Source organism: Christiangramia gaetbulicola, assembly GCF_003054225.1.
Lineage (GTDB): Bacteria > Bacteroidota > Bacteroidia > Flavobacteriales > Flavobacteriaceae > Christiangramia > Christiangramia gaetbulicola.
This window is the reverse complement of sequence record NZ_QBKQ01000002.1, coordinates 470,001-482,485: the sequence shown is the minus strand read 5'-3', so window position 1 is coordinate 482,485 and position 12,485 is coordinate 470,001. Positions and strand designations below refer to the sequence as shown.

Below are 12,485 nucleotides of genomic sequence, written 5' to 3'. Positions count from 1 at the left end.
CAGATCATGGCACAAAAACCATCAATACCAAAAGGTACCAGGGATTTTTCACCGGAAGAAGTCGCAAAGAGAAATTATATTTTCGAAACTATTCAGTCTGAATTCAAAAGATTCGGATTTCAGCCAATAGAAACTCCAAGTTTCGAGAATTCCTCGACCCTGATGGGGAAATATGGTGATGAAGGTGACCGCCTGATCTTTAAGATCCTGAATTCAGGAGATTTTCTTAAAAAAGCCGATGAAAAGGCGCTTCAGGAAAAAGACAGTACAGGCCTTACTTCTTCTATAAGTGAGAAGGCCTTGCGTTACGACCTTACCGTGCCTTTTGCCCGTTACGTGGTGCAACATCAAAATGAGATCGAATTCCCTTTTAAAAGATATCAGATCCAACCTGTTTGGAGAGCAGATCGTCCACAAAAAGGAAGGTTCAGAGAATTCTACCAGTGTGATGCTGATGTTGTAGGGAGTAATAGTCTCTGGCAGGAAGTTGAATTTGTACAATTATACGATTCGGTTTTCAATAAGCTAGGATTGGAGGGAGTGACAATTAAGATCAATAATAGAAAGGTGCTTTCAGGTTTTGCCGAAGTCATAGAGGAGCAGGATAAACTTATCGATTTTACGGTAGCCTTGGATAAATTGGACAAAATAGGCGAGGAGGGAGTGAAAAAGGAGATGCGTGAAAAAGGTATTTCTGAAGAAGCGCTGGAAAAGATACAGCCTATCTTTAATCTTTCCGGAAGTTTCGCTGAAAAGATAGAGGGTCTAAGATCTATTTTAGAAGGTTCAGAAAATGGCCAGAAGGGTATCGAGGAATTGCAGTTCATTCAGAATGCGATCGAAGAAATGCCACTGAAAACTGCAAAATTAGACCTGGATGTTACCCTTGCCCGTGGACTTAACTACTATACGGGAGCGATATTTGAAGTTGGCGCACCAGAAAAAGTAAAGATGGGATCTATTGGTGGAGGAGGCCGTTATGATGATCTTACCGGGATTTTCGGATTAAAGAATATGAGCGGGATTGGGATCTCTTTTGGTTTGGATAGGATCTACCTGGTGCTTGAAGAGCTTGGACTTTTCCCAGAAACCGTGACTCAAAATACTAAAGTACTTTTTATCAATTTCGGAGATAAAGAAGCTCTTTATGCCATGAAAGCAGTTAGGAAACTTAGAGCTGAAAATGTAACCGCAGAGCTTTATCCAGATTCAGCAAAAATGGGCAAGCAAATGAAGTATGCAGATAAAAGGAATATTCCATTCACCGTACTTGCAGGGGAAGAAGAAATGCAAGATGGGAAATTCACTCTTAAACATATGAAGTCTGGTGAACAGTCAAGTTTAGATCTTGAAGGTTTAAAGGAAAAGCTTCAGAATTAGAATTCAATTTAATTATTAAAGAAGCCCTCATCAATCCTTTTTGATGAGGGCTTTTTCTTTTTTATTCGATTTAAGGAAATACGTTGTGTTCTGAAAATCAATTATTTGATTTATATTAATAGGATAATTGATAGCATCAGAACATGTCAGCTTTTAAGAATCCTGTAAGAACTTTAATCCTAGGAGGAATACTTTTCCTTTTTCCTATAGTCATCCTCATCGCAGTAATTTTAAAGGCGCTTCATCTTGTAGGTCCGGTGGTTCGAAAAATTGCCGACTTTCTGGGAATAGACACCATTTTTGGTACAGCAACTATAGGTCTTTTAGGGATTCTATTTATTCTAATCATATGTTTTATCAGTGGTTATTTAATCCATTTAGGACTGCTTAAAAAATGGAATTCAACCTTCGAAGATGCCGTATATACTCTTTTTCCATCGTTAAGAAGGTTGAAATTCAGATTCTTTAGCGAAGAAGATGACTCAGGCGATAATTGGATTTCTATTTTGCTTAAGAGGGATAAATCTTTCCATATCGCTTTTATAACATTTAAAAGTGAAAATGGTATTCTAAGTATTTTCATTCCAGATGCTCCAGAAATAAGCAATGGTGAGGTGATCCTGGTACCGGAAGCAGAATGTATTTACAAACATATTCCAAGACAGGAAGCGATGAAACTTTTAGTGAGTTTTGGTAAAGGCCTAAGTGTTAAAGAATACCAGGAATTAGAAAAAATGTAAAAGCTTAATAATTAGTTGTTTATATTTATATGGTCAACTATTATTTTATGCCCTTACTGAAGGCGTTAGAGTGATATTTCAAGAAAAATTAGCGGTTTAATCCAGATTTGGATAGAGCTTTCCTGATTGGAGAATATCCACAATTTTATAGTTGAAATTTTTTTGAAGAAGATCTAATACAAATTCTATGAAAAAGTCTTTAGCGATATTCGCCCTTCTAAGTGGTTTTATTTTAAACGCACAGGGCAATGAAAGTTTGGATACCACCGGGGTAAGAGTTCTCGATAGAATGGCCGAATTTATCGGTAGTCTGGGCTCGGTTAGTTTTACCGCGAATATTTCCCAGGATGTGTCGAAGAGTAAGTTTGGGCTGGTTAAGGAATATTCAAAAAACGAAGTTTATATGGTTGGGCCAGATAAGATGCATGTGCAGGTGAATGGTTCCACCGGCCATAAAGGCTACTGGTATAATGGAGAAACGATCGTCTATTATTCTTTTGATGAGAATAACTATTCTGTAATCGATGCACCGTCAGATATTGTTACCATGATGGATAGTATCAATAGGACCTTTGCTATTGAATTTCCGGCAGCTGATATTTTCTTTCCAGGTTTCGTGGATATTATTTTAGAAAATTTTCCGCACATAGAATACCTGGGTGAAAAGGAAGTGGATGGGGTAAAATGTTTTCATATCATGGCGGTGAACGAAAGCACCAATCTGCAGTTATGGATAGCTAACAATGCTTTTTTTCTTCCTGAAAGATTCCTCATCATTCATAAAGATGATATGAATAAACAATATGAAGTGAACTTCACCAACTGGGAGATCAATCCAGACCTGCCGGAAGATATGTTTTCTTTTGAACCGCCACCAAAGGCGAAGAACATTGCTATAATGGCCACTAAAAGCTTTTAAAATGATTTTCTGAATTAAATTTCTTTTAGAATGAAAACTCCAGCATATACCCGGTTTCCCTATATCTTCCTAGTATTTTCACTTTTCTTATTTATAGTTCCTTTTCAGAATATTGAGGCGCAGAGAATAAATAGGGGAGGTAGACCACAAATGTCCAGGCCCGCAGCAAGACCTGCTCCTTCAAGACCTAGCAGAAATGTAAATACAAGGAATATGTCCCGACCTACCAACCGTTCTATTAATGGTGGGGCAGTAAAAACCAAGAACACTAAAATGCCATCCAGAGATGTTTCCAGGGATCGTAAACTGGATAGATCTGAGATTAAGAAACCACCTACCACCAGACCAGCAACCGGTAGGGAAACGGTGAATAGAGATCGACCTGGTGATAGAAATCCAAGTGATAGAAATTCAGGTGATCGAAACCCGGGTGACAGGAATCCTGGAAACAGAAATCCGGGAGACAGAAATAATATCAATATTGATAAGGGAAAAAATAACGTTAATATAAATATTGATAATAGCAGGGATATCAATATCAGGAATACCAGGGTACGCAGTAGTGGCAGAATATATGTTAGACCTCCCTATATTTTTGGGGGCTTTGGATTCTATGCTTTCAGACCTTATTATTATCATCCTTTCCGTCCATTTTACTGGGGACCTTACTGGCATCCATGGGGGTATTTTGTTACCAGTCTGGCTACCACGGCCATAATTATTAGTATTGAGAATCAGCGCTATCATTATGACCAGGGAGTGTATTATATAGAAGAAGATGATGGATACAGGGTTGTTCAGGCACCCGTTGGTGCTGAGATCAAAAAGTTACCAGAAGGTTCTCAGACCGTCGAGGTAAATGAAACCACTAATAATTATTATTACGGAGGCACTTATTATGAAAAAGACGGGGAAATGTACAAAGTTGTACCTCCCACGGCCGGTACCATTGTTCCTAACTTACCGGAAGGAGCAGAGGAGGTGAGAGTTGGTGACCAGACTTTTGTAAAGTATGGTGAAACCTATTATCAACCTGTTCAGGTAGACGGTAAGAATATGTATGAAGTTGTAGAGGTCAAGGAAGAATCATAAAACAAGAGAGCCTCCACCTGGAGGCTTTTCTTTTAACTGCTTGCCTGGTTAAGATTTTCCATTTCTTCTTTGCTTAGCTCATTCTCCATAGCTTCCTTGAAAGACTTGAGATGCTTGGATTTGGTTACGCTGGCGATTGGCGCAGTAATTCCTGGTCTCTGCATGATCCATCTTAGAGCGATCCCAGCTTGCGAAATATTCCGGTGATCTGAAATATCCTTTAAAGCCTTAAGGATCTTTTTTCCTCTCTCATCAAAATAATCTTTCAGGAACATTTCCCTGCTGCTGCCTTTTACATCTTCGACAGAACTGTATTTCCCGGTAAGAAAACCGCTGGCTAGAGAGAAATAGCTGGCGACTCCCAGGTTGTTATCCATACAAATATCTCTGATACCGTTTTCGAACTTATCTCTTTGCACCAGGCTGTATTCCGGTTGGAAAACCTCGTATTTAGGTAATCCTTCTTCTTTTGAAGCCTGCAAGGATGCTTTCAATCTGTCTTCAGATAAATTTGAAGCTCCTATATATCTCACTTTTCCCTCTTTAATAAGCTGCTGGTAAGCTCCTAGCGTTTCTTCTACAGGAGTTTTCTCATCATCCCAATGTGTGTAGTAAAGATCGATATAATCGGTTTTAAGTCTTTTCAGGCTATCTTCTACCGCTTTCATGATATGATCTTTTGAGATATCCTTATCACCATCTGGCTTCATACTTGAGCCAACTTTGGTGGCGATGATGTATTTATCACGATCTCCTCTTTGCTGAAAATATTTTCCTATTATGGTCTCCGATTCTCCGCCAGAGTTACCATCGGCCCAACGGGAATAAACATCTGCCGTATCTATATCATTTATGCCCATACCTAGGATCTCATCAAGTAAATCAAAAGAATCTTTTTCATTCACGGTCCATCCGAAAACGTTGCCTCCAAAAATTAGCGGAGAGCTATAAAGTTCAGTTTTTCCAAGTTGTTTTTTCTTCATTTCTCTTCGGTTTTATGATAATATAAGATATAACATCAATATTCGGCATTTCTTTGCCACATCTTAAAAATAGTTTAACAGCTCTTGCCTTAACCTTAACTATTTCTGGATATACATTTTCCTAACTTTTCAAAAAACCATTAAAACCAAGAATTATGAGAATTGCGATTATATGTTTATTCCTTCCGGCTTTTTTGAGCGCGCAGAAAATAGCAGATAAATTTACCTTATCACCTGCCGGATTTGAAGATTCGGTAGTGCGCGAATACCCCGGTAAATCTGATGAAGAATTGTTCCTGGCAACCAGACGATGGGCAGACAATATTATTTCTAATCCTAACGAGGCGATTAGCCGGGAAATTGAAAATCAATATCTGGAATATAAGGTATTTGTACCCCAGGCTTTTTCTATTGAAAGTAAAGGACAGACTTTTACCTGGGATGCGATGTTCGACCTGGCGTTAAGATATAAAGATGGGTTTATTCGTTATGATGTAGAGATGGTAGAAGTATCCAGTCCAGATGCTCCAACCTTTCAAATTGTAGGAGGAATGAACGACTGGGCTTTTTATGCAGAGAATAACCAGCCATATCCTCTGACCTCAGATGCCCGGGCGACCATGGAAGAAATTGTAAATGATTTTATTCGTGGAATTTCGGCTTATGTGAACAGGGATGCAGAAATTCCTTCAAAGGAAAATAAATAGATAATGATATAAATCATGATTTAAAGCATATTATCTATGTATCTTAGTATAACAATTAAGAAAACGATCTTTGAAAGTTCTTCATAAAGATATTTTAAGCCAGGTAAAACCGACTTAAGATGATAGAAGTGTAACGGGATATGACTTGAAATGGTAGTTTTTTAGATGTGATCTAAGAAACTTTAACCAGAACTAAGCATATCGTAGTACCGTTACCTTCAGGAAACAGGGGCATTAAACTTGTCCCTGTTTCTTTTGAAAAATTTGAGAAAGGGATTCTGATAAAGTTCTTTAAAGGATAATTGAATTATCCCCCTCAAAAGAAAACGGATGAGTTTAAACTCATCCGTTTTTTTATTTAATGACAACTTAATTTTGATGGTCTGCCAGTTCTTTTTTTATCAAATAGAAATCTGTTTTATCTGTAGATTCATCTTTTACCCTGCTCTCAAGTTCTTTTAAGGTTTTAGGTGGTGAAACGATCACTTTATCACCTTTTTCCCAATTTAGAGGCATAGCGACTTTATGCTTATCTGAGATCTGCAATGCTTCCAGTACTCTTATTATTTCATCGATATTTCGGCCTATATTGAGAGGGTAATACATCATCAGCCTGATATTCAGGAAAGGATCTATAAAGAAAACAGCTCTTACAGCTTCAGTCTTACTCTCATTAGGTTGTAGCATACCGTATAATTTGGCGACTTTCATATCTATATCTGCAATAATTGGAAAGTCCAGGTAAACTCCCGTTTTTTCTTTTACATTATTGATCCAGGCCAGGTGGGAATGTATACTGTCTATACTTAGTCCTAAAAGCTTGGTGTTCAAAGCTTCGAATTCGCTTTTCCTTTTAGCGAAGCCAATAAGCTCGGTAGTGCAGACAGGGGTGAAATCTGCGGGATGAGAAAATAATATCACCCATTTACCATTTGCATAGTCTGAGAAATAAATCTTACCATGAGTGGTGATTGCATCAAAATCTGGCGCATTATCGCCTATACGTGGCATGATGTTCAACTCTTTGTCTTCTGAATTTTCCATGTCTTTTGAATATTAAAACAGGTAATTAGCTATGAAAAAGCCTTATTGCCTGGTGGTTGCTTATTTAAATTAGCTTAGCATCATTCCGCCGTCTACCACCTGCGTGGTTCCGGTAACATAGCTGCTTTCATCTGAAGCCAGGAATAAAGCCATATTAGCGATCTCTTGAGATTCGGCATATCTTTCAAAAGGTATACTTCCCTCAAATCCCTGCTTGGCTACGGTAGGCTTATCAGGTGAAATTTGTTTTTCTATAGATCGCATCATTCTATTGTTTACCGGGCCGGGATGAATGGAATTTACCCTGATCTTACGATCTGCAAATTCTAAAGCGGCAACCCTCATGATTCCAATAACGGCATGTTTGGAAGCCACATATGCTCCCAGGCCTTTAAAACCTTTTAATCCGGCTACCGAGGAGGTGATCATTACACTACCGCCTTTTTCCATTTTAGGAATAACATGGTGGCATCCCAACCATACGCCTTTCAGATTCACCGAGATCACTTTATCGAACACTTCTTCAGGATATTCAGAGATCGGTTTAAATTCACCTTCGATGCCTGCATTATTAAAGAAGATGTCAATCTTTCCGAATTTCTCAAGGGTTTGATTCACATAATTCATATGGTCTTTAGAATTGCTTACATCTGCTACACAATAGGTGACTTTATCTGAATTTAGGGATTGAACGGACTTCTTTAGTTCACTTTCATCCAGATCTACCAGCATTATTTTGGCTCCCTCTTCCAGGAATAATTTGGCAGTCGCCAGGCTAATTCCGCCTGCTCCACCGGTTATGATAACTACCTTATTTTTTAACTTTTCCATTTTGGTGTTATTTAACTATTGGTTCAAAATCACGTATATTTTTCAGCTTTATAAGCTACTCCGTCAACTCTCATAGAATTGAAAATCGCCTATTAAAATTATCATTTGCAGGCAAGGATTACTATGAGAATTATCATATTTTAGAAGTCTAATAAATTGAAAATCAACAATAAAAATCTTTTTGTTGGAAAAGTTGCCAATTTGTAATTTGTCTGCTCCTAATTTTTCTGATCACTGATTTTCATTAGACAGAGGTGATCGATATCATACTTTTTCGCCTACTTCTTCTGTATTTTTAAACCTATAGTTAAAACTGAAGAGTATGTATAAGCTGCTGATTCCCACAGATTTTTCCCAGAACGCATGGAATGCCGTAAAATATGGAATGGACCTCTTTAAATATGAGGCTTGTGAAATATTTATTATGCATGCTTATGCAGATGAAGTCTTTCAGCTAGATCCATTTATGGAACCAGCTCAATTGAAGGAGGTTCAAAACCGAATTCTTAAGCAGGCAAATTCAGAATTAGCTTCTATAGAAAAACAGCTAAAATCTTTTTCCCCTAATCCCAGGCATAAAATTTTAACTATTGCAGAATTTGGTTCATTGATAGATGAGGCAAATGATCTTGTGGAGCTCGAGAATATAGACCTGATAATCATGGGAACCCGGGGTAAAGCTGGAGACAAGAAATTAACCTTTGGTAGCAATACCCTGCAGGTTATGAAATACGTAAAATGCCCTGTCCTGGCGATACCCGAGAATTATAATGACATAAACCCAGTGAATATTTTATTTCCCTCAGATCTTATGATTCCCTATAAAAAGAGAGAATTGAAACTGGTTCGAAAATTAGCTAAAAGATATGCGGCTATGATCCATCTTTTATACGTTTCAGGCAGTAACAGGCTTTCCTTAAGACAGCAAAATAATAAGGCTTTTATTGACTCGATCTTCACTGGTGTTGATGCAGATTTTGAACATATAACGGGAAATGATACAACCGAAGCGATCAATAATTTTATTGAGGAAAAGAATATAGATCTCCTGGTCATGGTAAATTCGAGGCATTCTTATTTAGAAAGCGTCTTATATGATTCCAAAATTGAGAAGATTGGTCTGGAAGTTCAGATCCCATTTTTAGTTCTTCAAAATTTACCCCGTAATTAATTTTTGATCATGAAAAGAACCTTTTTACATACTGGGCTTTCTTTCATTGTGCTTAGTGAAATGTTCTTTCTATTTTGCAATTGCCAGAGATCTTTTCGGGTAATAGAATATCAATCTAATCTATCACCATCATGATAGACGATGCTCATTCTTTGCCGGTTGAAAAGGTTTTAGATGCTCTGGGTTCTAATGCCCAAACAGGTTTGAAAGAAGATATAGCAAATGATCGTATAAGATCTGAAGGTGAAAATATACTTACCCGGAAAAAGCCAAAATCCATTTTCAAGATTTTTATAGATCAACTGCTAAGCCCCATAATTTATATACTATTCGCTGCCATGATCCTGGCTTTTCTATTTAGTGAGGTTCTGGAAGCAATAGCTATTCTATTTGTGATCATTATCACCGCTTTAATAGGTTTTGTTATGGAATGGCAGGCAATTAGATCGATAGAAGCGCTACAGAAAATGGTTCAGACAGAAACCATGGTAATTAGGGGAGGAAAAGAAAGAAAAATATCTTCCAGGTCCCTGGTTCCGGGAGATATTATACTTATACAGGCAGGAGATGTGGTACCCGCAGATGCGAGGCTTATAAAGCAAACAAGGCTGTCGTTAAAAGAATCTATGCTTACCGGGGAAAGTGAGCCGGTGCAGAAAGATCTGGAAGATCTGCCCAAAAATACCAGGATTACCGACCGGAAGAATATGGTATTTAATGGTACGATCATAGCCCGGGGAAATGCGAGGGCTATTGTAACAGCAACCGGAGATAACACGGCAATAGGTCAAATTAGTTCTCTGGCCCGGGAAACTGAACATAAAAGAACTCCACTTGAGAAAAAGCTCAATTCTTTAACTCACTGGCTGATCTTGCTCACTTTAGTTCTAGCGGTAATGGTAGGACTATCCGGCTTTTTAAGCTCTAATGATCCAGTCTTAATGATAAAAACTGGAATAGCCCTGGCGGTAGCTGCAATTCCTGAAGGTCTTCCTGTAGTAGCTACCATAACCCTCGCCCGTGGCATGCTGAAACTTTCTAAAAAGAAGGTAGTCATTAAAAAACTGGAGGCGGTACAAACTTTAGGTGAGACCAACATTATTTGCACAGATAAGACGGGAACCCTAACTGAAGATAAGATGACCGTGAAAAAGATCATTTTTGAAAACTCAGAGGTTGATATTGATTTTATCAAAAATGAAGAAGAAAACAAGAAATTGAGAGGGGATCCTGTGTTCAATGAATTCATTAAAGTCGCGGTTCTTTGTAATGGTGCCAATACTAAACACTCCAATGGTAATGCAGATGCTATAGATCTCGCTTTATTTGAATTCACAAAGGAAGCCGGTTATGATTCTTCCAAAATGATCGAACAGTATCCTGAAGAGTATGAGTTGCCGTTTGATCCCAATCTTAAACTTATGGCAACGGTGAACAGGAATGAGGAAAGTTTTATCACCAACGTTAAGGGAGCTCCGGAAAGCATACTGAAATATTGCGGTAGCGTACTTAAAAATGGACAACCAGAAGCCATCGAAGATAAAAGTAGGTGGTATAAGCGTGCCGATGATCTTGCAGACGATGGATTAAGGGTTCTGGCTTTTGCCTATAAAAAAACAAAGGAGATTCCAGAAGAGAAGGTTCTGTTAAAAAAACTAATTTTGATAGGGATCACTGGTTTTATAGATCCACCTAGAAATGATATTGCCGGGGCAATTAAAATTTATCATGATGCCGGGATACGGGTGAAAATGATCACCGGTGATCATCCGGGCACTTCAAGAAAAATAGCTCAGGAAATAGGATTGATCAGTAAGGAAGAATCTAAATTGAAAACTGTTCTTGGGTCTGATTATTCCAATTTTGAAGATCTGGATTCAGACCAAGTAGAAATTTTACTCAAAGCCTCTGTTTTTGCACGCATGCTACCGGAACAGAAACTCCATTTGGTTAGGTTTTACCAAAAGCATAGGGGAGTAGTGGGAATGCTTGGTGATGGTATTAACGATGCCCCGGCTTTACAAACAGCCGATATTGGCATTTCCATGGGAATTCGGGGAACCGAAGCTGCCCGGGAGGTAGCAGATGTAATTTTAATGGATGATAAATTTATAGCCCTTAAACAGGCTATTCACCAGGGGCGATCTATTTTCGAGAACATCAGATATTTTGTTATTTTTTTGATCTCCTGCAATCTGGCCGAAGTGATTTCGGTAGCGGCCGCATCGGTGATAAATGTTCCCTTGCCTTTGCTTCCTCTGCAAATTCTTTATTTAAACCTTATCACCGATATTTTTCCTGCACTGGCCCTGGGGATGGGGAAGGGGAGTAAGGGTATTATGCGAATGAAGCCTAGAGAATCTGATGAGCCAATACTTACCAGGAATCACTGGAAGGCCACCGTGGTTTATGGTTTATCGATAACTCTGGCCGTAATTGGCGTGGTAATTTATGCTGATTCCTATTTAGATTTATCAGATATCCTGGTGAATAATATGGCATTCTATACCCTGGTTATGGCGCAGCTTTTTAACGTATTCAATTTACCACCAGCAAAAGAATCTTTTTTTATAAACGAGGTAACCATGAATCCATGGATCTGGCTTTCCTTGGTAGTTTCAATAGGTATAACCTCTCTAGGATATTTTATTCCCTTCCTGAGAGAGACCTTATCGCTCACCAGCTTGAACTTAGATCAATTGATCATTATTTTAGTTTTTGCTTTTGCCTCACTGTTAATTTCCCAGGTTTTTAAGAGAATCGGGTTGGTTAAGGTTTAGGGAATAAAAGCATTGGGATAGCTGTTATTAACCTTACCGGTCGCTAAAAACTATCTAAAAATTTGGGTGCTAATGAAATAAAAAACTTACGTCGGAATGACTTCAGGGAAATAAACTCCATAAAAAAATCCCTTCAAATTTGAAGGGATTTTTTTTAGTAGCGAGACCGAGATTTGAACTCGGGACCTCCGGGTTATGAATCCGACGCTCTAACCAACTGAGCTACCTCGCCGTATAATTTTCTCATTAATTAAAATCCGCTAAATGCCTTGTCATAATTGGCCTCGCAGGATTTCTTTAATGCGGGTGCAAATATAAAAACAATTTGTTTTGACGCAAACTTTATTTTCTAAAATATTTATTTTGATTTCTTTTAATGTTACTAATTAATATCTATATTGCCCGAAACTAATTAATCAAGAATGGAAGAAAAGATAAAGTACGAAATGGAGTTTCCTATTCAAGCTTCTCCTTCATTATTATTCCAATATATTTCAACGCCCTCTGGTTTAAGTGAGTGGTATGCCGATAACGTTAATTCCCGAGGGGAATTTTTTACTTTTATATGGGAAGGTAGTGAAGAAAAGGCAAAGCTCGTAAGTAAGAAAAGTGACGAGCGCATAAAATTTAAATGGATAGATGATGAAGATACTCCGTATTTTTTCGAATTACGCATACAGGTTGATGATATAACCAAGGATGTATCTCTTATGATCACCGATTTCGCTGAAGAAGATGAGGTGGATGAAGGGAAAATGCTTTGGGAAAATATGGTTTCAGATCTTAAACAGATCCTGGGATCAGCCTAAAATTCTATTATAAATAGTAACTTTGCCCC

11 protein-coding genes and 1 tRNA gene are annotated in these 12,485 nt (G+C 38.1%); 8 read left to right on the top strand and 4 right to left on the bottom strand.

The genetic code is table 11. The annotated features are described in order from the left end of the window. Positions 1-6: 6 nt before the first annotated feature. The 4 genes from hisS (at position 7) to C8P64_RS08810 (ending at position 4,131) form a co-directional block, all read left to right on the top strand. A complete protein-coding gene (gene hisS, locus C8P64_RS08825) occupies positions 7-1,380 on the top strand; it encodes a histidine--tRNA ligase (RefSeq protein WP_108171708.1) in 1,374 nt (457 codons plus the stop codon). 143 nt (positions 1,381-1,523) lie between these two features. Then, the gene (locus C8P64_RS08820; protein ID WP_108171707.1) at positions 1,524-2,120 is read left to right on the top strand and encodes a DUF502 domain-containing protein; all 597 of its coding nucleotides are present in this window, start codon (positions 1,524-1,526) and stop codon (positions 2,118-2,120) included. A 187-nt stretch (positions 2,121-2,307) separates the two neighbouring features. After that, positions 2,308-3,039, top strand: a complete 732-nt coding sequence (locus C8P64_RS08815) for a DUF2092 domain-containing protein (protein WP_108171706.1) — start codon at positions 2,308-2,310, stop codon at positions 3,037-3,039. 30 nt (positions 3,040-3,069) lie between these two features. Further along, positions 3,070-4,131: a DUF6515 family protein gene (locus C8P64_RS08810; protein WP_108171705.1), complete on the top strand. Its 1,062-nt coding sequence runs from the start codon at positions 3,070-3,072 to the stop codon at positions 4,129-4,131. Positions 4,132-4,163: 32 nt separating this feature from the next. Here C8P64_RS08810 and C8P64_RS08805 read toward each other — a convergent pair whose 3' ends face one another. Next, positions 4,164-5,114 (bottom strand): aldo/keto reductase, encoded by a 951-nt coding sequence (locus C8P64_RS08805; protein ID WP_108171704.1) that lies wholly within the window; start codon positions 5,112-5,114, stop codon positions 4,164-4,166. A gap of 155 nt (positions 5,115-5,269) precedes the next feature. Between C8P64_RS08805 and C8P64_RS08800 the strand changes: the two genes are divergently transcribed. Beyond that, entirely contained in the window at positions 5,270-5,821 is a 552-nt protein-coding gene (locus tag C8P64_RS08800; RefSeq protein WP_108171703.1) for a hypothetical protein, read from the top strand. 369 nt (positions 5,822-6,190) lie between these two features. On the opposite strand, the gene C8P64_RS08795 is transcribed toward C8P64_RS08800, so the two are convergent. Beyond that, positions 6,191-6,865, bottom strand: coding sequence for a peroxiredoxin (locus tag C8P64_RS08795; RefSeq protein WP_108171702.1), 675 nt, complete (start codon positions 6,863-6,865; stop codon positions 6,191-6,193). A gap of 69 nt (positions 6,866-6,934) precedes the next feature. After that, positions 6,935-7,696 carry an SDR family NAD(P)-dependent oxidoreductase gene (locus C8P64_RS08790; protein WP_108171701.1) on the bottom strand — a complete coding sequence of 254 codons (762 nt, stop codon included), beginning with the start codon at positions 7,694-7,696 and terminating at the stop codon, positions 6,935-6,937. A 322-nt stretch (positions 7,697-8,018) separates the two neighbouring features. Between C8P64_RS08790 and C8P64_RS08785 the strand changes: the two genes are divergently transcribed. Beyond that, positions 8,019-8,867 carry a universal stress protein gene (locus C8P64_RS08785; RefSeq protein ID WP_108171700.1) on the top strand — a complete coding sequence of 283 codons (849 nt, stop codon included), beginning with the start codon at positions 8,019-8,021 and terminating at the stop codon, positions 8,865-8,867. A gap of 131 nt (positions 8,868-8,998) precedes the next feature. Further along, a complete protein-coding gene (locus tag C8P64_RS08780; RefSeq protein WP_108171699.1) occupies positions 8,999-11,647 on the top strand; it encodes a cation-translocating P-type ATPase in 2,649 nt (882 codons plus the stop codon). Between the two features lie 158 nt (positions 11,648-11,805). Here the strand turns inward: C8P64_RS08780 and C8P64_RS08775 are convergent. After that, a tRNA-Met gene (locus C8P64_RS08775) sits at positions 11,806-11,879 on the bottom strand. A gap of 190 nt (positions 11,880-12,069) precedes the next feature. Here C8P64_RS08775 and C8P64_RS08770 point away from each other — a divergent pair. Continuing rightward, positions 12,070-12,456, top strand: coding sequence for an START-like domain-containing protein (locus C8P64_RS08770; RefSeq protein WP_108171698.1), 387 nt, complete (start codon positions 12,070-12,072; stop codon positions 12,454-12,456). Positions 12,457-12,485 lie beyond the last annotated feature (29 nt).

What these genes read in the sequence shown, in the direction of transcription:
- C8P64_RS08810 (WP_108171705.1), top strand. Translation starts at nt 3,070, where the DNA reads ATGAAAACTCCAGCATATACCCGGTTTCCCTATATCTTCCTAGTATTT.
- C8P64_RS08795 (WP_108171702.1), bottom strand. Translation starts at nt 6,865, where the DNA reads ATGGAAAATTCAGAAGACAAAGAGTTGAACATCATGCCACGTATAGGC.
- C8P64_RS08805 (WP_108171704.1), bottom strand. Translation starts at nt 5,114, where the DNA reads ATGAAGAAAAAACAACTTGGAAAAACTGAACTTTATAGCTCTCCGCTA.
- C8P64_RS08820 (WP_108171707.1), top strand. Translation starts at nt 1,524, where the DNA reads ATGTCAGCTTTTAAGAATCCTGTAAGAACTTTAATCCTAGGAGGAATA.
- C8P64_RS08815 (WP_108171706.1), top strand. Translation starts at nt 2,308, where the DNA reads ATGAAAAAGTCTTTAGCGATATTCGCCCTTCTAAGTGGTTTTATTTTA.
- C8P64_RS08780 (WP_108171699.1), top strand. Translation starts at nt 8,999, where the DNA reads ATGATAGACGATGCTCATTCTTTGCCGGTTGAAAAGGTTTTAGATGCT.
- C8P64_RS08790 (WP_108171701.1), bottom strand. Translation starts at nt 7,696, where the DNA reads ATGGAAAAGTTAAAAAATAAGGTAGTTATCATAACCGGTGGAGCAGGC.
- C8P64_RS08770 (WP_108171698.1), top strand. Translation starts at nt 12,070, where the DNA reads ATGGAAGAAAAGATAAAGTACGAAATGGAGTTTCCTATTCAAGCTTCT.
- C8P64_RS08800 (WP_108171703.1), top strand. Translation starts at nt 5,270, where the DNA reads ATGAGAATTGCGATTATATGTTTATTCCTTCCGGCTTTTTTGAGCGCG.
- hisS (WP_108171708.1), top strand. Translation starts at nt 7, where the DNA reads ATGGCACAAAAACCATCAATACCAAAAGGTACCAGGGATTTTTCACCG.
- C8P64_RS08785 (WP_108171700.1), top strand. Translation starts at nt 8,019, where the DNA reads ATGTATAAGCTGCTGATTCCCACAGATTTTTCCCAGAACGCATGGAAT.